The organism is Kitasatospora sp. NPDC048545, assembly GCF_040651155.1.
Taxonomy (GTDB): domain Bacteria; phylum Actinomycetota; class Actinomycetes; order Streptomycetales; family Streptomycetaceae; genus Kitasatospora.
Genome location: NZ_JBEZIQ010000005.1, coordinates 18,248 through 39,526 on the forward strand (window position 1 = coordinate 18,248; position 21,279 = coordinate 39,526).

At 74.9% G+C, this 21,279-nt stretch carries 13 protein-coding genes and 1 tRNA gene; 9 read left to right on the forward strand and 5 right to left on the reverse strand.

Going from position 1 to position 21,279, the window contains the following annotated elements; genetic code table 11:
• Nucleotides 1–202: 202 nt before the first annotated feature.
• The 9 genes from AB0D10_RS06855 (at nt 203) to AB0D10_RS06895 (ending at nt 15,184) form a co-directional block, all read left to right on the forward strand.
• A complete protein-coding gene (locus tag AB0D10_RS06855; RefSeq protein ID WP_360252507.1) occupies nt 203–1,735 on the forward strand; it encodes a methyltransferase in 1,533 nt (510 codons plus the stop codon).
• Between the two features lie 262 nt (nt 1,736–1,997).
• Complete coding sequence (locus AB0D10_RS06860; protein ID WP_360252509.1) at nt 1,998–2,456, forward strand: DUF3592 domain-containing protein; 459 nt, start codon at nt 1,998–2,000, stop codon at nt 2,454–2,456.
• Between the two features lie 356 nt (nt 2,457–2,812).
• Nucleotides 2,813–5,680 carry a type I DNA topoisomerase gene (topA, locus tag AB0D10_RS06865; protein WP_360252512.1) on the forward strand — a complete coding sequence of 956 codons (2,868 nt, stop codon included), beginning with the start codon at nt 2,813–2,815 and terminating at the stop codon, nt 5,678–5,680.
• Nucleotides 5,681–5,985: 305 nt separating this feature from the next.
• Nucleotides 5,986–9,519: a dTMP kinase gene (gene tmk, locus AB0D10_RS06870; RefSeq protein WP_360252515.1), complete on the forward strand. Its 3,534-nt coding sequence runs from the start codon at nt 5,986–5,988 to the stop codon at nt 9,517–9,519.
• A 282-nt stretch (nt 9,520–9,801) separates the two neighbouring features.
• Nucleotides 9,802–11,013, forward strand: a complete 1,212-nt coding sequence (locus AB0D10_RS06875) for a DNA polymerase III subunit delta' (protein WP_360253102.1) — start codon at nt 9,802–9,804, stop codon at nt 11,011–11,013.
• Between the two features lie 305 nt (nt 11,014–11,318).
• Nucleotides 11,319–12,476, forward strand: coding sequence for a hypothetical protein (locus AB0D10_RS06880; RefSeq protein WP_360252518.1), 1,158 nt, complete (start codon nt 11,319–11,321; stop codon nt 12,474–12,476).
• 151 nt (nt 12,477–12,627) lie between these two features.
• Nucleotides 12,628–14,271, forward strand: a complete 1,644-nt coding sequence (locus AB0D10_RS06885; protein ID WP_360252521.1) for an alpha/beta hydrolase — start codon at nt 12,628–12,630, stop codon at nt 14,269–14,271.
• Between the two features lie 107 nt (nt 14,272–14,378).
• A complete protein-coding gene (gene leuE / locus AB0D10_RS06890) occupies nt 14,379–15,029 on the forward strand; it encodes a leucine efflux protein LeuE (protein ID WP_360253104.1) in 651 nt (216 codons plus the stop codon).
• A gap of 81 nt (nt 15,030–15,110) precedes the next feature.
• Nucleotides 15,111–15,184, forward strand: a tRNA-Thr gene (locus AB0D10_RS06895).
• Nucleotides 15,185–15,302: 118 nt separating this feature from the next.
• Here the strand turns inward: AB0D10_RS06895 and AB0D10_RS06900 are convergent.
• The 5 genes from AB0D10_RS06900 to AB0D10_RS06920 all read right to left on the reverse strand — a co-directional run bounded on the left by AB0D10_RS06900 (nt 15,303) and on the right by AB0D10_RS06920 (nt 21,155).
• Nucleotides 15,303–17,285: an ABC transporter permease gene (locus AB0D10_RS06900; protein ID WP_360252524.1), complete on the reverse strand. Its 1,983-nt coding sequence runs from the start codon at nt 17,283–17,285 to the stop codon at nt 15,303–15,305.
• On the reverse strand, nt 17,282–18,112 hold the full coding sequence (locus tag AB0D10_RS06905) for an ABC transporter ATP-binding protein (RefSeq protein ID WP_360252527.1): 831 nt from the start codon (nt 18,110–18,112) through the stop codon (nt 17,282–17,284). Before AB0D10_RS06905 ends, AB0D10_RS06900 begins: the two co-directional genes overlap by 4 nt.
• Before the next feature lie 152 nt (nt 18,113–18,264).
• The gene (locus AB0D10_RS06910; protein ID WP_360252530.1) at nt 18,265–18,882 is read right to left on the reverse strand and encodes a YbaK/EbsC family protein; all 618 of its coding nucleotides are present in this window, start codon (nt 18,880–18,882) and stop codon (nt 18,265–18,267) included.
• Nucleotides 18,883–19,227: 345 nt separating this feature from the next.
• The gene (locus tag AB0D10_RS06915) at nt 19,228–19,872 is read right to left on the reverse strand and encodes a response regulator transcription factor (RefSeq protein ID WP_360252533.1); all 645 of its coding nucleotides are present in this window, start codon (nt 19,870–19,872) and stop codon (nt 19,228–19,230) included.
• Nucleotides 19,836–21,155, reverse strand: coding sequence for a sensor histidine kinase (locus AB0D10_RS06920; protein ID WP_360252536.1), 1,320 nt, complete (start codon nt 21,153–21,155; stop codon nt 19,836–19,838). The genes AB0D10_RS06915 and AB0D10_RS06920 overlap by 37 nt, the downstream gene beginning before the upstream one ends.
• Between the last annotated feature and the right edge of the window lie 124 nt (nt 21,156–21,279).

Consider the following 21,279-nt stretch of genomic DNA (forward strand, 5'->3'; position numbering starts at 1 on the left):
GCGCGGGCCGTCGCGGCCGGGCTCCGGATGACGCGGCCGGGCGCGCGGCGGGGCGCGCGCAGGCCCGGCGGGGCGCGTGCGCAGGCTCCGGGCTCCCGGCGGGACGCTCCGGGCGTGCGGGCCCGTCCACGGTGGCGGCACGGTGCGGGGAGGCCGAGCCCGGGAGGCGGTCGGCGGGGAGCCGGCGGGGGACAATGGCGGGGTGATCAGTAGCCCCGTTCTCGACCCGACCCGCCTCGCCAAGCTGCGCGAGGCGCTGCTCGCCGCCTCGTTCACCGCCGACGGGTGCCTGGACCTGCTCGGACCCACCGCCTACGCGGCGTTGGCCCGCAGCGAGGCGGTCCCGGCGCTGCGCGCGACGCGCGGCGGCAGCCCGCTGGAGACGCTGGTGCGGCTGTTCCTGCTGCAGCAGCCGGTGCCCTACCGGGCCGCGGCCGCGGCGCTGCCGGTGGAGGACTGCCTGGCCGACGGCTGGCTGCGCCCGGACGGGGACTTGGTGCGCGCCACCGTCGACGTCCGGCCGTACGCCAACGAGGTTGCCGGGATGCCCGGTTCGGACGCCTGGGTGGTCTCCGACCTGGGCTGCGCGGTGGGCGGCGCGGGTGGCATCGGCTCCGGCGAGACCGCGCACGGGGTGGCCCGCAAGGACCTGGTGCTGGGTGTCGGCGGCGCCTCGACCACGCTGGCCAACATCACCGTGCGCCGCCCGGTGAGGGCCGCGCTGGACCTCGGCGCGGGTTCCGGCGTGCAGGCGCTGCACGCGGCCCGGCACGCCGGCACGGTCACCGCCACCGACCTCAATCCGCGGGCGCTGCGCTTCACCGAGCTGACCCTGGCGCTGTCCGGTTTCGACCACTCCGAGGTGCTCTCCGGCAGCCTCTTCGAGCCGGTCGGGGAGCGGAAGTTCGACCTGATCGTCTCCAACCCGCCGTTCGTCATCTCGCCGACCGGCCGGTTCACCTACCGGGACGGCGGCATGGCCGGCGACGACCTGTGCCGCAGCCTGGTCCGCTCGGCCGCCGACCACCTGGAGCCCGGCGGTTACTGCCAGTTGCTCGCGAACTGGCAGCACGTCGAGGGCGAGGACTGGCAGGAGCGGCTGGCCGGCTGGGTCGCGGGCACCGGGCTGGACGCCTGGATCGTCCAGCGCGAGGTCCAGGACGTGGCCCAGTACGCGGAGTTGTGGCTGCGCGACGGCGGCGACCACCGCGGCCCCGGCGGCGACTACCAGGCCCGTTACGGCGAGTGGCTGGACGCCTTCGAGGCGGGCCGGGTCGAGGGCGTCGGCATGGGGTGGATCACCCTGCGGGCGGGCGGCGCCGAGCGTCCGACCGTCCGGGTCGAGGAGTGGCCGCACCCGGTGGAGCAGCCGCTCGGCCCGCACATCGAGACCTGGTTCGACCGGCAGGACTTCCTCCGTTCGCACGACGACGCGGGCCTGCTCGCGACCCGCTACGTGCTGGCGGACGAGGTGGTCCAGGAGCAGGTCGGTGCGCCGGGCGCGGAGGACCCGGAGCACGTGATCCTGCGTCACAACCGGGGCATGCGAAGGGCCACCAAGGTGGACACCGTGGGGGCCGGCTTCGTGGGCGTCTGCGACGGGACGCTGGCGGCGGGCGAGATCGTGGACGCCATCGCGCAGCTGCTCGGTGAGGACCGGGTGGTCCTGCGCGACCGGGTGCCGGAGTCGCTGCGGCTGCTGACCGAGCAGGGGTTCATCGACCCGGTCCGCTGAGCGGGGGTCGCTGAGCGAGGTCGCCGAGCGGGGTCGCTGAGCGACCGCCGCTGAGCGGGGCCCGTCGAACCGGGCCCGTCGAGCCGGTCGGCCGCGCCGGCCAGGGCCCCGCCGCGCCGGCCGAGCCTGCCCCGCGGGGCGGTTCACCCGCCCGTACCCCCTGGTTCGTCCGGTGGTCCCCGAACGGCTGCCCCCCGTTGGTCCTCCGCTGTGAGGCTCTGTCCACAGGCTGTGGACAGAGCTGGGGAGCCGGGGGCCAGGGGTGGACACGACGACGGCGACGGTGGGCGGGGTCGTGCTCGTCCTCTTCGGTGGCGTGCTGCTGCTCTGGTGCGCCGCCGAAGTGCGCCTTCGCCACCTGGTGCGCCGCCGGGGGGTCGCGGTGGTGGCCACGGTGGTGGCCGAGGACGACGCGCACGGGCAGCTGGACAGCGCGCCGCTGCTGTCCTTCCCGGTGCCGTCCCCGGTCGCCGGTTCCGGCGCGTGCCGGATCGCGGGGCTGGTGCTCACCCGTCCGCGCGGGCACACCCCGCTGCGCCGCCCGGACCGTTTCGCGCCCGGTGCCCCGGTGCGGATCTGCTACGACCCGCAGCGCCCGAGCCGGGTGGTGCTGGCGGCCGGCGAGATCGGGCGGGGGGCCCTCGTCGACCTGCTGTGGAGCGCCCTGGGCGTGGCCTGTCTCGCGGCGGGTGCCGGGCTGCTGGCCGCGGTCGGCGGCTGAGCGCTCCGCCCGCTCCCGGGGACGTCGCCCCGCGCGCGTTCGACGGGGGTCCGCCCGCCCGTCGATTTTCCGTTGACAGATCTTGAAATCCGTCATTCCATCCTCCGGAACCTGCCGAAGGCCCCCTCCACGGGGCGCGAACCCGCGTCATCGGGTTACCGTTCGAGTGGCGTCGGTGAGCCCGGCAAGTGAAAAAGCGGGATCCGTCCGTTTGACAAGGGTGGCCGGGGTACGGTCACACTCCGCTGGTGGGGTGTCGTGCAGCGGCGGCCCCGGGACGGTGGAGGGGTCGGGCGGAGCGCAGCCCGTGCTGCCGCGCCGACCAGCCACATAAGGACCGGGAGAGAAGAGCGAAGGTGTCCCCGAGCAGCGAGACCGCGCACGGACAGCGACTCGTCATTGTCGAGTCGCCGGCCAAGGCGAAGACGATCAAGGGCTACCTTGGCCCCGGCTACATCGTCGAGGCGAGCGTCGGGCACATCCGCGACCTCCCCAGCACCGCGGCCGAGGTGCCGGAGAAGTACACCGGCGAGGTGCGCCGCCTCGGGGTGGACGTCGACCACGACTTCGCACCCATCTACGTGGTCAACGCGGACAAGAAGTCCCAGGTCAGCAAGTTGAAGTCGCTGCTCGCGGAGTCCGACGAGCTCTTCCTCGCCACCGATGAGGACCGCGAGGGCGAGGCCATCGCGTGGCACCTGCAGCAGGTGCTCAAGCCCAAGGTGCCGGTGCACCGGATGGTGTTCCACGAGATCACCAAGTCGGCGATCCAGGAGGCCGTGGCCAACCCGCGCGAACTCAACCAGCGCCTGGTCGACGCCCAGGAGACCCGTCGCATCCTCGACCGCCTCTACGGCTTCGAGGTCTCGCCGGTGCTGTGGAAGAAGGTCATGCCGAAGCTGTCGGCGGGCCGTGTGCAGTCCGTCGCGACCCGGCTGGTGGTCGAGCGCGAGCGCGAGCGGATGGCCTTCCGTACCGCCTCGTACTGGGACCTGGTCGGCACCTTCGGCACCGGCCGCACTCCGGCCGACTCCGCGAACCCGGAGACCTTCGGCGCCCGGCTCGCCTCGGTCGACGGCAAGCGGATCGCCAGCGGCCGCGACTTCGGCTCGGACGGCCGGCTGAAGGCCGGCAGCGCCAACAGCCTGCACCTGGACGAGCAGGCCGCCCGGCAGCTGGCCGCCGCCCTGGAGCGCACCGCGTTCAGCGTCCGCAGCGTCGAGTCCAAGCCGTACCGCCGCTCGCCGTACGCGCCGTTCCGGACCACCACGCTCCAGCAGGAGGCCAGCCGCAAGCTCGGCTTCGGCGCCAAGCGGACCATGCAGGTGGCCCAGAAGCTGTACGAGAACGGCTTCATCACCTATATGCGCACCGACTCCACCACGCTGTCGGACACCGCGATCTCGGCCGCCCGCGCCCAGGTCACCCAGCTGTACGGCGCCGACTACCTGCCGGACGCCCCGCGCACCTATGCCAGCAAGGTCAAGAACGCGCAGGAGGCGCACGAGGCCGTCCGCCCCTCCGGCGACCGCTTCCGCACCCCCGCCGAGACCGGCCTGACCGGCGACGACTTCCGGCTCTACGAGCTGATCTGGATGCGCACCGTCGCCTCCCAGATGAAGGACGCGGTCGGCCAGTCCGTCACCGTCCGGGTCGGCGGCACCTCCGCCGACGGCCGGGACGTCGAGTTCTCCGCCTCCGGCAAGATCATCACCTTCCACGGCTTCCTCAAGGCCTACGTCGAGGGCGCCGACGACCCGAACGCCGAGCTCGACGACCGCGAGCGCCGACTGCCGCAGGTCACCCAGGGCGACCCGCTGGGCGCCGAGCGGATCACCCCGGAGGGCCACGCCACCAAGCCGCCGGCCCGCTACACCGAGGCCTCGCTGGTCAAGGAGCTGGAGGACCGGGAGATCGGCCGCCCCTCCACCTACGCGTCGATCATCGACACGATCATCCAGCGCCGGTACGTGTTCAAGAAGGGGACGGCGCTGGTCCCGTCGTTCCTCTCCTTCGCGGTGGTCAACCTGCTGGAGAAGCACTTCGGCCGGCTGGTCGACTACGACTTCACCGCCAGGATGGAGGACGACCTCGACCGCATCGCGGCCGGCGAGGCGAAGTCCGTGCCGTGGCTGAAGCGCTTCTACTTCGGCGAGGGCGAGGGCCTCTCGGCCGGCGGCGCCGCCGAGGCCGGCAACGGCGACGGCGACCACCTGGGCGGCCTGAAGGAACTGGTCACCGACCTCGGCGCGATCGACGCCCGGGAGATCAGCTCCTTCCGGATCAGCGAGGACATCACCCTGCGGGTCGGCCGCTACGGCCCGTACGTCGAGCGCGCCTCCACCGTCGAGGGCGAGCCCGGCCAGCGCGCCGACATCCCGGACGAGCTGCCGCCGGACGAGCTCACCGTCGAGCTGGCCGAGGAGCTGCTGGCCAAGCCCAGCGGCGACTTCGAGCTCGGCGCCGACCCGGTCAGCGGCAACATGCTGGTCGCCAAGGACGGCCGCTACGGCCCGTACGTGACCGAGATCCTGCCCGAGGGCACGCCCAAGACCGGCAAGAACGCGGTCAAGCCGCGCACCGCCTCGCTCTTCAAGACGATGTCCCTGGACACCGTCACCCTGGAGGACGCGCTCCGGCTGCTCTCGCTGCCGCGCGTGGTCGGCACCGACGCCGAGGGCGCGGAGATCACGGCGCAGAACGGCCGCTACGGCCCGTACCTCAAGCGCGGCACCGACTCGCGCTCGCTCACCAGCGAGGACCAGCTCTTCACGATCACCCTCGACGAGGCGCTGGCGATCTACGCCCAGCCCAAGCAGCGCGGCCGGGCCGCCGCCGCCCCGCCGCTCAAGGAGCTGGGCAACGACCCGGTCAGCGAGCGCCCGGTGGTGGTCAAGGACGGACGCTTCGGCCCGTACGTGACCGACGGCGAGACCAACGCGACGCTCCGCAAGGACGACGACGTCGAGACCATCACGCCGGAGCGCGGCTACGAGCTGCTCGCCGAGAAGCGGGCGCGCGGACCGGTGAAGAAGGTGGCGAAGAAGGCCCCGGCGAAGAAGACGGCGGCCAAGAAGGCGACCGCGACCAAGACCGCGGCCACCAAGACCGCGGCCGCGAAGAAGACCGCCGCCAAGAAGACCACCACCAAGACGGCGGCGGCGAAGAAGACGGCGGCCAAGAAGACCGCCGCGAGCAAGACCACGGCGACCGACGAGGGCTGATCCCCGGTCGCCGCCGACGGGCCCGCATCCCCCGATCCCGGGGGGTGCGGGCCCGACCGCTGTCGTGGGCCGGGCGGTGGCCGGTGGCGACACGACGGTGATCGGGTGGTGGCACGGCGGTGATCGGGCGTCGGTCGGCGATGGCCGGGTGGTGATCGGGCGTCGGTCGGGCGGCGGCCAGGTGGGCATCCGCACCGGGGACGGGTGCGGGGATCTGTGCGGGGAACGTCACAACCCGGTGATGAGCGGGATCCGGAAGCCCGTTCACCACAATCCGGCCAAGCCTCGCCCGCTACGCTGACCGTATGACGAGCGAGGAGCAGCCCACCCCCAGCGCCGCCCCGGCCGCCAGAGCCGTGACGCCCGACCTGCCCGAGGTCGCGCCCGCCGGGACCCCGGTGGACCGGGCCCGGGCGCTGCTGCGGACGCGCGCCTACCGGCGGCTGTGGACCACCCAGCTGATCGGCGGCACCGCCGACCGGCTCGGCCTGCTGGTGCTGCTCGCGCTCACCGTGATCGCCGCCGCGATCGGCGGCCGGTTCGGCGCCCTGCCGCGCAGCCTCGCCTTCGCCACCGCCGCGGTCCTCGCCGTCCGCGTGGTGGCCACCGGCCTGGTCGGTGTGGCGCTGCTCGGCCCGGTGCACCGGCTGGTCGCGGGCAGGCTCGACCGGCGCTGGACCCTGTTCGGCGCCGACGCGCTGCGCGCCCTGCTGATCGGCCTCGCCCCCTGGTGGACCGTCTGGCTGGGCTCCGGGACGAAGACCTCCGGCGCCGCGACCTACGTCCTGCTCGCCACCGTGTTCGTCACCGGTGCCGCCGAGCGCGTCTGGGAGATCGCCAAGGCCGCCGCCGTCCCCGGCCTGCTGCCGCCGGCTGACCCCTACGCCCCGGCCGCCGAGCAGCGGCCCGCCGCCGCCAACCTGGACACCGTCCGGGTGATCGACCGCTTCACCGGCTGGGTCACCCTGCCGCTGGCGGCCGTCGGCCTGGTCGGCCTCACCCTGCTCAACAACATCGGTGCGGCGGCCGGCTCCGACTGGCTCCGCGCCCACCAGCTCACCTTCGCGGCGCTCGGCGCGGCCGGACTGTTCGCCGCCTCGGCGGTCCGCGGGTACGTCCGGCAGCTGCCCGTCGGCCCGGTGACCGTCGCCCCGGTCTCCCCGCTGAAAGGCCTGCGCGCCCCGACCGACGCCGCCCCCGGCCCGGCCCTGGGCAAGGGCCGCACCGGCAGCGCCCCGTACTTCACCTTCGCCGTCGCCGCCGCCTTCGCCTCGATGGCCGGCGTCGCCGCGCTGGCGCTGCTCACCGCCGCCGAGCACCGGGCAGGGCCGATCGGCTACGGCCTGGTGGTGCTCGCCGCCACCGCGACCCCCGCCCTCGGTGCCCGCCTCACCCGGGCCACCCTGCCCTCGCTCTCCCGCCGCCGACTGCTCGCGCTGGCGCTGCTCACCCAGGGCGTCGCGCTGATCCTGGCCGGGCTGGTGCTGGACTTCGTGCTGGTCCTGCTGCTCACCGTGCTGGCCGCGCTGGCCGCCGGGATCGTCGTCTCGGCCGGGCGCACCCTGCTCGCCCAGGAGGTCGAGGAGGCCCGGCTGCCGAAGGTCACCGAGCACCTGTTCGCGGTGCTGCGGGTCGTGGTCGCCGCCGCGCTGGTCGTCGTCCCGCTGATCGCCGCCGCCTACGGGGACGTCGAGTACGGCACCGTCGAGCCCGGCTCCTTCACCTTCATCCACGGCGGCGCCGCCCTCGCCGTCGCCACCGCAGGGCTGCTCACGCTGGTGCTCGCCGCCGTCGTGCTGCTGCGCACCGACGACCGGCGCGGCACCGTGCCCTTCGGCCGGGACCTGGTGGACGCCGTGCGCGGCGCCGCCGGCCCGGTGCCGCACCGTGGCGCGGGCACCGGCTTCTTCATCGCCCTCGAAGGCGGCGACGGCGCCGGCAAGTCCACCCAGGCCCAGGCACTCGCCGAGTGGATCCGCGGCAAGGGCCACGAGGTCGTGCTCACCCGCGAGCCCGGCGGCAGCCCGGTCGGCCAGCGGCTGCGCGGCCTCGTCTTGGACGTCGGCAACACCGGTCTGTCGCACCGCGCCGAGGCGCTGATCTACGCCGCCGACCGCGCCGAGCACGTCGAGAACGTCATCCGGCCGGCCCTCGCCCGCGGCGCCGTGGTGATCACCGACCGGTACATGGACTCCTCCATCGCCTACCAGGGCGCCGGGCGCGACCTCGCCGCGACCGAGGTCGCCCGGATCTCCCGCTGGGCCACCGGCGGTCTGCTGCCCGACCTGACCGTCGTCCTGGACGTCGATCCGACCCGGGCCCGGGAGCGCTTCACCGAGGCCCTGGACCGGCTGGAGTCCGAGCCCACCGAGTTCCACCAGCGGGTCCGGGCCGGCTTCCTCGCCCTCGCGGCCGCCGACCCGGCGCGCTACCTGGTCGTGGACGGCAGCCAGGCCCCCGGCTTCGTCACCACCGCCATCCGGCACCGGCTCGACCGCGAGCTGCCGCTCTCCGAGCAGGAGAAGGCCGCCCGCGCCGAGCAGGAGCGGCTGGCCCGCGAGGAGGCCGAGCGCCGCGCCGCCGAGGAGGCCCGGAAGAAGGCCGAGGAGGAGGCTGCCGAGCGCAAGCGGCAGGAAGTGCTGGCGCAGCTGCGCGCCGAGCAGGCGGAGAAGGAGCGGCTGGCCAAGGAGGAGGCCGAGCGGGCCGCGGCCGAGGCCCGCCGCAAGGCCGAGGAGGCGGCCCGCCGCCGGGCGGAGGAAGAGGCCGAGCGCCGCGCCGCCGAGGAGGCCGAGCGTCGTGCCGCCGAGCAGGTCCGACTGGCGGCCGAGGCCGCCGAGCGCAAGCGGATCGCCGACGAGGCGGCGGCACAGGCCGAACTGCAGCGGCAGCGGGAGCTCGCCCGCGAGGAGCAGCGCCGCCGGGCGGAGGAAGCGCTGCAGCGGGCCGAGGAGGCCCGGCTGGCGCAGGCCGCCGCGCTCGCCGCCGCGGCCGCGGCCGCAGAGTCGGCTGCGGACCGGGCTGCCGGTCGGGCCGGGTCGGCCGCGGGTGCCGCGGCCGGGGACGCCGCGACCACGGAGCTGTGGGCGGTCCGGGAGACCCCGCAGGACGCTCCGGGTCGGTCCGCGCCGCGTGGTGCGGAGCACGGTCCGGCGCAGGGTTCGGCACCGGGTTCGGCTCAGGGGCCTGCGCAGGGCCCGGCCGACGGGCTCGAGGACGAGGCGACGCGCGAGCTGTCGGTGCGGGACCGGCAGGCGGCGGTCCGGGCGGCCGACGCCGCCGAGGCGCGCAAGGCGGCCGCGGCCGCCGGAGCGGTCGACGCGACCGCCAAGCTGCCCGTGGTGCCGGGTTCCGCGGTGGACGAGACGGCCGTGCTGCCGAAGGTGCCGGCGGAGGCCGACCGGACCGAGGTGCTGCCCCGGGTCGGTCCGGGCCGTCCGGTGGAGAGCACGCGTGAGCTGCCGGTGGTCGGCGGGGAGCGTGCGGTGGATCCGCGGGGGCAGGCCCCGGCGCGGCCGCAGTCGCCGCCGCAGCCCCAGCCGGAGCCCCAGCCGCAGTCGGCCGCCGAGCGGCCCCGGCCGGAGTGGGCCGAGGAGACGCCGATGGACGACCTGCCGAGCCTCACCGACACCCTGCTCGGGTCGCACGACGAGTGGGCGCGTTGGGAGCACGGCGGCCCGCGGAGCGGGGCGGACCCGCGCGGTGCGGACGGCCAGGGCGGGCAGGGCGGCCAGGGCACGCACGGCGCGCAGGGCGGGCCGACCGGGGGCGAGGGCAAGGACACGGGCGACGGTAAGGACACGGGCGACGGCAAGGGTCGCCGCTGGGGTCGCCGGGGCTGATCGGGCAGGTGCGGGCGGCGTCATCGGGACAGGTCCCCGGCGGCGCCGCCTTGCCGTCGGGGACCGGGCGCCGGGTTTCGCCCTCCGGGCGTCGGGTGTCGATCCCGGGTGGGGGCGCCCTCCCGGGCGGGGGTTCCGGGCCGGTGGAGGTCCGCCGCCCGGAGTCGGGCGTCGGGCGCCCGCCGTGACCCGGACGGAGCAGTGGCTGTCGGGGCGGAGACGTATGCTCGACCGCGGGGAAGAGGCGCCACGGGCGCTGCCGTACGGAGCTTGGGAGCAGCAGTGGCCGTCTGGGACGACCTGGTGGGCCAGGAGCGGGTGGTCGAACAGCTGACCGCCGCGGCCCGGGCGGCCGGGGCGACGGTCGAGGCCGGTCGCGGCGCCGCCCCCGTCCAGGGCGGGAACGCCTCCCTGATGACGCACGCCTGGCTGTTCACCGGCCCGCCCGGCGCGGGCCAGGTCACCGCCGCACGGGCCTTCGCCGCCGCCCTCCAGTGCACCAGCCCCGATCTCGCGCTCGGCGGCACGCCCGGCTGCGGGTTCTGCGACGGCTGCCACACCGTGTTGGCCGGCAGCCATGCGGACGTGAAGTACGTGCGGACCGACGGGCTGTCCATCGGTGTGGGCGACATGCGCGCACTGGTCCTGCGGGCCTCCAGCTATCCGACCGGCGGCCGCTGGTCGGTGATCCTGGTGGACGCCGCGCACCGGCTCACCGAGGCCGCCGCGAACGCGCTGCTGAAGGGCGTGGAGGAGCCCTCCCCGCGCACCGTCTGGCTGCTCTGCGCCCCCTCCGTCCAGGACGTGCTGCCGACCATCCGCTCGCGCTGCCGGCTGCTGGTGCTGCGCAGCCCCGCCGCTGCGGCGGTCGCCGACATGCTGGTCAGCCGGGACGGCGTCGACCCGGAGACCGCCCGGCTCGCCGCACTCGCCGGGCAGGGCGACATCGAGCGCTCGCGCCGTCTCGCCGTGGACGAGAAGGCCCGGACCCGTCGGGCCGAGGTGCTGCGGATCCCGCTGGAGGTCGGCGACATCGGCGGCTGCCTGGCCGCCGCCCAGCGCCTGGTCGACACCGCCAAGGCCGACGCCGAGGCGCTCGCCGAGACCCAGGACGCCAAGGAGACCGACGACCTCAAGGCCGCCTACGGCGCCGCCGAGGGCAGCAAGGCGCCGCGTGGCATGGCCGGGGCGGTCAAGGAGCTGGAGAAGCGGCAGAAGAGCCGCGCCACCCGTACGCGCCGAGAGACCCTCGGGGTCGCCCTGCTCGACCTGCTCGGCTTCTACCGGGACGTGCTCGCGATCCAGCTCGGCTCCACCGGGGTGCTCGCCAACGAGGACCAGCGGCAGGCACTGAACCGGGTCGCCCAGGCCGGCCCGGCGGAGGGCACCCTGCGCCGGATCGAGGCGGTGCTGGCCTGCCGCGAGGCGCTGGACCGCAACGTGGACCCGCTGCTCGCGGTCGAGGCGATGACGGTCGCGCTGCGCGCGGGCTGAGCCGGCCCTCGGCCCGTCCTCGGGCCCGCGTCGTCCGCCGTTCGCCCGCCGTCCGCTGTTTGTCCGTCGTCCGCCGTTCGTCGTTCGTCGTCCGCGGGCCGCTCCACCGGCCGACGGCCGTACGCCTCCCGGAGCCGGTGCGCTGTCCCACCTTCGAGTGAACGAGCGATACGCGCCGGGCACACCCGCGTGTGACCGTGCGCCGGTTGTGCACGCTGGGGGCCGACTGCGCCCGGTGGGGCCGGTCGCCCCCGTACGCGCCGGGTCCGGTCCGGCGCCGGCCCTCTCCCGAGGCGGTGCGTCGCATGGTTCGTTCGCTCCTCGTCATTCCCCTGTTGGCTGCCGCCCTCGGCGGGATCTGGCTGGCCCGGGGAGCCCTCCAGCGCTGGCGCGACCTGCGCGCCGCCGAGACCTACGAGCTGGCCGGAGACCGGTGGCCGATGCTGCTGCGGGCGGGCGGGGCGATGGTCTGCGGGGTGTTCGTCACCGGGCTGACGGTGCTCACCGCGCTCGGCGCCTTCGGCGGCATCGGCCGCGGCGACCGGGCGCAGGACCGGGCGGAGCCCGTCGTGGACTCGGCGGACACCGGGGCCGGCACGGCGGTCCGGCAACAGGCGGCGCCGCCCGCGGCCACCGAGCCGGCCGCCGCCGGTGCCGCCGTGGGGGCCGCGACCGCTGCCGTCACCACCGCCCCCGCCGTGGTCAGCCGGTTCGACAGCGTCGGTCACCCGGGCGGCGGCGAACTGCTCCAGTCCGCCGTGCTCGGCCCCGACGGACACCCGCGCAACGTCCGGGTCTGGCTGCCGCCGCAGTACGCCAAGGAGCCCAACGCGCGGTTCCCGGTCGTCGTGATGCATGCGGCCGCGCCGCACAAGACCGCCGACGCCGAGGTCCCGGACGTCTTCGAGGGCATCGGGTCGGCGTTGCAGACCGGCAAGACCCGGCCCTTCATCCTGGTCGCCCCCGAGGCGCCGAACGGCACCGCGCACCCCTGCGAGCTGGTCGCCGCCGCTCCGGCCGCCGTCGCCGACGACACGACGCTGCGCACCACCGTCGCCGCCTCCTTCCGCACGCTGCCGCCCGGCCCGGCCTCCTGGGGCACCCTCGGCGTCGACGGCGGCGCGCCGTGCGCGGCGGCCGCCGGGCTGGCCCGCCCCGACCTGTACGGCGCGGCCGCGGCGGTCTCCGGCCGGTACGACGCCGCCGCACTCACCCAGACCGGGGCCGAGGCCCCGACCGGCAGCGCGGCCAAGCTGTTGCTGGCCGCGGCCAAGGCCGACTCCGCCGGGCTGGACGCGGCCCGCAAGCTCCAGGCCGCGCTCAAGGCGGGCCCCGGCCCGGCGGCCAAGGCCGACGTGCGGATCTCGGACAACGTGCAGGACTTCACCCCCGACCGGGAGCGGCTGCGGCTGGTCCGGCAGGCGGCGCAGTTCCTGGCCGAGGCGCTGGCCAAGGCGTCCTGAGCGCCCGTCGAGCGGGCGTTACGCTGCCCGGTACCCGGGGTGGGTGCCGGGCGGCGGCGTTTCCACTGCTCGTCGGATCGTCGGACGCCGTTCCCGTCGTTCCGCGCATTCCCGTCGTTCCTTCCCATCGTCCTTCGAGGAGAGCAGCCGGATGAGGGCCTTCGGGCGGGTGCGGGTACTGGCCGGGGCGACGCGGGTGTCGGCCGCGGCGCTGGCCGTCGGGCTGCTGGCGGGCGGGTGCGGTTCCGGTCCGTCCGGGGCGCCGGGGGCGGCCTCCTCGGACGCGTCCGGCTCCGGCGCGACCTCGGCCCCGGTGGCCCCCGGCGGGCCGGGGGCCACCCCGCTGGAGCCGTTGCCCACCGTCGTCCCGGCCGCGCTCGCGCCGTACTACGCGCAGCGGTTGGCCTGGCAGCCGTGCGACGGCGGGTTCGAGTGCACGACGTTCCGGGTACCGCTGGACTACGACCGGCCGGGGGACGGCGACCTCACCCTGGCGGCCGCCCGTGCGGCGGCGGAACCTGCCGCGACCGGCGCCGGCTCCCGGGAGCCGCGGCTCGGTTCGCTGCTGCTCAACCCGGGCGGGCCCGGCGGCTCGGCGGTCGAGTACCTGGAGTCCACCGCCCGGACGTACGACAGCGGGGTGCGGGCCCGCTACGACTTGGTCGGCCTCGACCCGCGCGGGGTAAGCCGCAGCAGCCCGGTCACCTGCCTGAGCGGTGACCGGATGGACGCCTTCACCGCCGTCGACCTGACCCCCGGGGACCAGCACGGGATCGACGACCTGGTCGCCGCCGACAAGGAGTTCGCCGACGGCTGCCGCAAGCAGGCCGGGGCGGCGCTCGGCCACCTCAGCACCGTCGAGGCCGCCCGGGACATGGACGTCCTGCGCGCGCTGCTGGGCGACGAGCGGCTGAACTTCGTCGGCAAGTCCTACGGCACCTTCCTCGGCGCCACCTACGCCGGGCTCTTCCCGACCCGGGTCGGCCGGCTGGTGCTGGACGGCGCCATGGACCCGGCGCTCGACTCGGTCACCGGCAACCGCACCCAGGCCGGCGGCTTCGAGACCGCCTGGGCCGCCTTCGCCAAGGACTGCGCCAAGCGCGAGGACTGCCCGCTCGGCCGGACCGAACGGCAGGCCGGCGAGCAGCTCACCGCGCTGTTCGCGGCCGTCCGGACCGCCCCGCTGCCCACCGGCGACAACGGCCGCCGGCTCACCGAGTCCCAGGCGACCACCGGCGTCATCGAGGCCATGTACGCCGACTTCCTCTGGCCCAAGCTGCGCTCCGCGCTCGCCGACGCCAGGGCGGGCGACGGCAGCGGGCTGCTGAAGCTCTCCGACGCCTACTACGGGCGGGAGGCGGACGGCTCGTACCCCAACCTGATGTCCGCCAACACCGCGGTGAACTGCCTTGACCTGCCCGCGCCGTTCCGCGGGCCGGAGGACGTCCAGCGGGCGGTGCCGGACTTCGAGCAGGTCTCGCCGCACTTCGGGCGGGACATGGCCTGGATGGCGCTGACCTGCGCGTACTGGCCGGTCCGGGCGACCGGCGCGGCGCACACCATCCGGGCGTCCGGCGCCGCCCCGATCGTCGTCATCGGCACCACCCGCGACCCGGCCACCCCGTACGCCTGGGCCCGGTCGCTGGCCGGGCAGTTGGAGTCCGGCCGCCTGCTGACCTTCGACGGGGACGGCCACACCGCGTACGGCCGGCACAGCGCCTGCGTGGACGGCGAGGTGAACCGCTTCCTGCTGACCGGGGAGGCCCCTGAGCAGGACAAGCGCTGCGACCGGTAGGGCGTGGGGTTCCGGACGGCCGGTAGGTAGTTTTCACTTCAATCGATTACCGGTACGACGTTACGATGAGCGCCCCCTGCCACCCTTCCCCCGCACCGGAGCTCAACGTGCTCGGAGTCAACGACCTGGCGACGTACGTCCTCGGCGCCCTCGTCATCATCCTGCTGCCTGGCCCCAACTCCCTGTACGTGCTGTCCGTCGCCGCCCGCAAGGGCGTCCGGACCGGCTACCGGGCCGCCGCCGGCGTCTTCGTCGGCGACCTCACGCTGATCAGCCTCACCTCGATCGGCGCGGCCTCCCTGCTGAAGGCCAACCCGGCCGTCTTCGCGGTGGTCAAGTTCGGCGGCGCCGCCTACCTGCTCTGGATCGGCTACGGCATGCTCCGCGCCGCCCGCGGCCTCTGGCTCGAACACCGGGCCGCCGCCGACACCACCGCCGAGCCGGACCCCGAGTCCGCCGAGAACCCCTTCCGCCGCGCCCTCGTGGTCAGCCTCCTCAACCCGAAGGCCATCCTCTTCCTGCTCTCCTTCTTCACCCAGTTCGTCGACCCGTCCTACGGACAGCCCGCCCTCTCCTTCGCCCTCCTCGGCGGCATCCTGCAGACCTTCAGCCTGCTCTACCTCTCCCTGCTGATATTCGCCGGCACCACCCTCGCCACCGCCTTCCGCCGCCGCAAGCGCCTCTCCGCCACCCTCACCAGCGGCGTCGCCGTCCTCTTCGCCGGCTTCGCCGCCAAACTCGCCGTCTCCTCCGCCTGACCCGCCCCCCGGGCATCCGGGTACGGATCACCCGCCAACCTGTGTAGACTGGCCCGCGTTGCCGCCACACACGGCAACGGTGCCGCCTTAGCTCAGTTGGCCAGAGCAACGCACTCGTAATGCGTAGGTCGCGGGTTCGAATCCCGCAGGCGGCTCGGTTCGAAGCCCAGGTCAGATCGGTTCTGACCTGGGCTTCTTCGTGTTCGTGGGCACGGGAGTGACCGGAGGCGCGGGCCGGGCCCGGCGGTGGGGGACCGCCGGGCCCGGGGGTGGCTACTGGCGGCCGTTCGCGAGGTCGAGGGGGCGGATCCGCAGGGCGAGGCGGGCCGGGAGCAGGCTGGCGAGGAGCGCGAGCACCAGACAGACGGCGGTGGCTCCGGCGATGGTGGTCCACGGCAGGTCGAGGGCTGCGGAGCGGGTGGCGTCGAGGACGCGGTTCTCGATCAGCAGGACGGTCGCGTACTGGGTGACCAGGGTGACGGCCAGTCCGAGGGCCGCCGCGGTGGCGACGACCAGCAGGGTCTCGACGGCGACCACGCGCAGGACCTGGCGGCGGGTGCCGCCGGTGAGGCGCAGGGTGGCGAAGTCCCGCAGGCGGTCGCCGGTGGACATCATCATCGTGTTGACGATGGCGATCAGCGCGTAGAGCAGGGCCGGGCCGAGGATCGCCAGCATGGAGATCCAGCCGTTCTTCGTGGTCCGGTCGTTGTGGTCGCCGATCCAGTCCGTGCCCGCGGTGGCGCGGGCCGCGGTGCCGCCCACCGCGGCCGTGACCTGGTCGGGGCCCGCGCCGGTGGACAGGTAGGCGACGGAGACGGTGCCCGGGCCGGGGACGGCCTCGCGGGGGACGACGATCTCGGGCAGGTGCGGCAGCAGGTGGCCGATCTGGGCGACCAGCCGCAGCGGCTCCCGGGTGCCGTCCGCGAGGCGGGCGTTCAGGGTGTCGCCGACGTGCCATCCGAAGACCCGGGCCATGTCGGTGGAGACCGCGACCGTCCTGCCGTGCAGGTCGGCGAGCGAACCGGCGTCGGCGGTCAGGTTCCAGGCCTCGCGCAGGTCGCCGTCGACGGCGAGGCCGTCCTCCGGGATCGGCAGGTCGTCGGGGCGGCCGGGGACCGGCTGCTGGTCCGGGGTGGCCAGGCCGTCGAACCGGACGGTGGCGGCGGTGGTCAGCCGGGCGTCCGGGAGGGCGGCGAGGTTGCGCAGGGCGTCGGCAGGCACGGCGTGGCCGCCGGACGGCTCGACCACGTACCCGGCCTTGAGGGCGGCTCGGCCCTGGGCGGCGAGTGCGTCGCCGAACGCCACCGTGCCGCCGACCACCGAGCCGGCCAGGCCGATCACCAGGAAGACCGGCGTCGCGGTGGAGACGGTGCGACGGATCGCGGCGAGGGCGTTCTGGCGGGCGATCAGCCCGGCCGCGCCGGGCAGCAGCGGGACGAGCGCGGTGAACAGGCGCACCAGCGGCGGCACCAGCACCGGGGCGACCAGGACGACCGCGAGCACCGCCATGACGTCGAAGAGCAGCGCGAACTGCGGGGTGGTCTGCGGATCGCGGGACTGCGGGTCGGCCAGCATCGAGGCGGGCATCGAGACGAACGTCGACAGGGTGTAGCCGAAGACGCAGAGGAAGAGGCCGGAGGCCACCCAGCGGACGGGCGGCATCACCTTCCGGTCGACGGCGACCTCGTTGAGCGCCTCCACCGGCCGCACCCGGCCGGCCCGGCGGGACGCCGCGTAAGCGCCGAGCAGGGCGACGAGCAGGCCGCCCGAGGCGGCGAGCAGCAGCGGAAGTGCGGCCGGTTCGGCGTGGAATCCGCTCGGGGCGGCGCCTTGGTCGACCAGCCAGGCGGCGATCGCCGGGGCGACGGCCAGGCCCGCTGCGCAGCCCGTGACCGCGGCGGACAGCGCCACCACCATGGCCTCGCCGAGGACCAGGGCCCGGACCTGGCGGGGCGTGGCGCCGACCGCGCGCAGCATCGCGGTCTCCTGGCGGCGCTGGGCGACGGCGAAGGCGAAGGTCGAGGAGACCACGAAGACCGAGACGAACCCGGCCATGGCGGCCATAAAGCTCACCAGCTTGTGCAGCGAGGGCGCGCCGGGCAGCGAGTCCTCGCCCATGGTGGTGTTGAGGAGCACCCCGGCGGCGGACATCACCGCGACGCCGAGGGCGAGCGCGACGAAGGAGCCGACGAAGGACGGCCAGCGGCGGCGCATCGAGACGGCGGCGACCGGGAGGAGGAGACGGAAGCCGGTCATCGGGGGTCACCGTGTCCGGGGGCGCCCGCCTCGTCGGCGTGGTCGGTGGGGGTGCCCGCCTTGTCGGCGCGGTCGGTGGGAGCGGCCTCCTCGCGGGCCTGTTCCAGGGCGGTCATCCGGGCGGCGACGGTCTGCGGGTCCGGGTCCTCCAGGCGGTCGACGACCAGGCCGTCGGCGAGGAAGAGCACGGTGTCGGCGTAGGAGGCGGCGACCGGGTCGTGGGTGACCATGATGGTGCTCTGGCCCTGCCGGTCGACGAGGGACCGGAGCAGGGTGAGCACCTCGCGGCTGCTGGAGCTGTCCAGGGCGCCGGTGGGCTCGTCCGCGAAGAGCACCTCCGGGGCGGAGATCAGCGCCCGGGCGATCGCCACCCGCTGCTGCTGGCCGCCGGACATCTGCGAGGGCAGGTGGCCGGTCCGCTCGCCGAGGCCCACCTGGGCCAGGGCGGCCCGGACCTGTGCGGGGTCGGGCCTGCGGCCGGCCAGGCGCAGCGGCAGGCCGACGTTCTGTTCGGCGGTCAGGGCACCGAGCAGGTTGAACGCCTGGAAGACGAAGCCGAGGCGTTCCCGGCGCAGTTCGGTCAGTGCGGTCTCGTCGAGGCCGCCGAGGTCGACGCCGTCGACGACGACGGTGCCGGAGTCCGGGCGGTCGAGCCCGGCGGCGCACTGGAGCAGGGTGCTCTTGCCGGATCCGGAAGGTCCCATGACGGCGGTGAAGCTGCCGCGGGCGAAGCCGAGGGTGACTCCGGCCAGCGCGGTGACGGTGTTCTGGCCGGTTCCGTAGGAGCGGGTGACCTGCTCCAGTCTTACTACATCGTTGTCGTTCATGATGATCGACTTCCTACCAGGTCTTCGGGAACGGCGATATGACGTTCTGGCAGGAGCGGGGCGGGAAGGGGCCGCCCTGGTGGGGTGGTGGCGAGGCCGTCTCGGCCCCGGTCGGGCCCGGGAAGGCCCCGGGTCCGACCGGGCCGGGCGGGCTAGGCGGCGATGGCGAGGACCTGCGGCTGCGCGAGTGTCTTGTACACGGCGGTGCGCAGCTCGATCGAACGGTCGAGTCTCGCCGCGTTGAAATAGAGATGACTGTGTATCAACAGCTCGTGGTGCACGAGGAGTTCGAGTTCCGGGTGGAACGAGAACGGGATGATCGAGCCGCTCGCGCAGCCGCTCAACCGCTCGGCGGTGGTGCGGTCCGCGAAGCCGACCCGACTGGATCCGAGGGCCCGGCCGACGGCGTCGAGGTCGACCCGGCGGTCGCCCGGCACCACGGCGAGCGCGTACCGTCCGCCGCCGTCCTGTTTGCTGCGCTTGGCCCGGACGACGATGGACTTGGCGGCCTGTTCCAGCGGATGGCCGCGCAGCTCGCTGGCGAGGGCGGTGTTCCCCTCCGGCTCGTGGCAGATCGTGCGGTAGGCGGCCGGGTCCGCCGAAAGCAGGTCCAACAGCCTGCTGTAGGTGGAGAGTTCGGGGAGCTCGGGGAGCTCGGGGAGGTCGGGGAGTCCGGCGGGGACGGCGGAGTCGGACGGGTCGGAAGAGTCGGCGATCCCGGTCGGTCGTCCGTCGGTGGCCGGGCTCGTGGTGGACAGGGCAGGGGTCATGGGTGCGGTCCTCACAGACGGGCATCGGGGCGTGGAGCGGCCCGCGCCCTGCCTGCGCAGCACGACGGGCCGTCGTTCTGGGCCTTGCCTGGTGCTGTGGTGCGGTCGACCGTCCCGGGGGGTGCGCGGTCTGCCCTGCCGCGCTCCGAACGGATGGTGCGGCGAGGGTCGGGCTCGTGCGGGCTCCCGTGTGTTCGGCGCCTCCGGGACCGGGCCATCGTACTCCGGGGCCGGGCCCGGGGCGGGGCCCGATCTGCCGGTTGACCGGCAGCTTTGCGGATCGGGACCCGCCCTGGGGAGCCCCGTTGCCGGAGGCGCCGGCCGCCCGGTCCGGGCCGCCGCCGGCTACTGGTCGAGGTAGGTGAGGACGGCCAGGACGCGACGGTTGTCGGTGTCGGTCTGGAGGAGGCCGAGCTTGCCGAAGATGTTGCCGATGTGCTTCGCCACGGCCTTCTCGGTGATGAACAGGGCCTGGGCGATACCGGCGTTGGAACGCCCCTGGGCGAGCGCTTCGAGGACCTCGCGCTCGCGGTCGGAGAGGGCGGCCAGGGCGGTGTCGCGCCCCTTGCGGACCAGCAGGCCGGAGACGATCTCCGGGTCCAGGGCGGTGCCGCCGGCCGCCACCCGGTGGATCGAGTCGAGGAACTGGGCGCCGTTGGTGACGCGGTCCTTGAGCATGTAGCCGACGCCGCGGCCGCCGGTGGCGAGCAGTTCCCGGGCGTAGAGGGGCTCGACGTACTGGGAGAGGAGCAGGACGGGGAGACCGGGGTCGGTGCGGCGGGCGGTGAGGGCGGCGCGCAGGCCCTCGTCGGTGAAGGTCGGCGGCAGCCGGACGTCGATGATCGAGACGTCCGGCCGCTGCTCGGTGAGGGCCCGCAGGAGGTCCGGTCCGTTGTCCACGGCGGCCACCACCTCGTGGCCGTACGCCTGGAGGAGACGGATCAGGCCGTCCCTCAGGAGGAAGTGGTCCTCGGCGAGGACAATGCGCACGGAAGCTCCATGGTCACCGTGGTGGGGCCGTTGACGGGGCTGCTGACGGCGACGACCCCGTCGAAGGTGGCGAGCCGCCGTTCGACGCCGCGCAGCCCGGTGCCGAGACGGGCGTCCGCGCCGCCCCGCCCGTTGTCGGAGACGGTGACGCGCAGCACGCCGCGATCGTAGCGGAGGTCGATGTGGGCGCGGCCGGCGTCGGAGTGCTTGGCGACGTTGGCGAGGAGCTCCGAGACCGCGAAGTACACGGCGGACTCCAGTGGCATCTCCGGGCGGCCCGGCAGGTCCACGATGACCTCGGTCGGGACAGCGCTGACCATGGCCAACGCCCGGACGGCGTCGACGAGTCCGCGGTCGGCCAGGACGGGCGGGTGGATGCCGCGGACCAGGTCGCGGAGCTCCTCCAGGGCCTTGGCGGAGGACTGGCGCGCCTCGACCAGCAGGGCGCGGACGGCCTGCGGATCCCGCTCCAGCAGGTGCTCGGCGGCGTCCAGGGTCATGCCCATCGCGACCAGGCGGGCCTGCGCGCCGTCGTGCAGGTCGCGCTCGATCCGGCGGATCTCGGCCATCCGGGTGTCGACCGCCGCGCTGCGGGTGGTGGTGAGGTGAGCGATCCGGCCGGCCATCAGTTCCTGTTCGCTCGGGGCCAGCATCGCGCGGGTGCGGCGGGTGTGGCGGTGCACGGCCCGCGGCGCCAGCCAGAGGGCGAGCGGCAGTTGGAGCACGCTGAGGAGGCCGGCGAGGACGGCGGTGGCCGTGCCTTCGATCGGGACGAACTGGTACCAGAGGCCGTCCCAGGCGGTGGACAGCGGGACGCCGAAGAAGGCCAGGAAGACGCCCCAGAGGCCGCTCAGCACGACGGCGACCGGCAGGAAGGCGAGGAGGCCGCCGACGACCGGCTCGGTGAGGATCCAGGTGAACTCCCGCCGGGTCTGCGGGTCGCCGGTGATCCAGCGGTAGCGGGCGATCGCGCCGGAGGCGCCCGCCGGCACCTCCGGCAGCGGGCCGGGCGGGCCCGGTATCCGCACGCCGGACCAGTCCTCGGCCAGCGCCCGCTGACGGTCCGCCAGTGCGCGGACGCCCGCCATGGCCCGCGGCACCAGGCCGAGGCCCGGGCCGACCAGGGTGATCGCCCCGGTCACCCCGAGGGAGTGGCCGAGGGCGGCGACGGACAGGCGGCTGAGTGTCAGCGCCCGCCGCAGACCGGTGAGTCCGGCGGGGACCGAGAACCCCCGGACCTCGACCGGTGCGGGACCTCCCCCGAGTTGCATCGTGCGGTCCATGGACGCGCCCCTCCCTGTGGTGCCGTAGTGGTGCCGTCGTGGCGCCCCGGCCGCGACGGCCGTGCAGCCATTCTGGCGAGCGCGGGGCGGGGGTGTCGGTGGGAGAAACTCCCCTCTTTTCCCG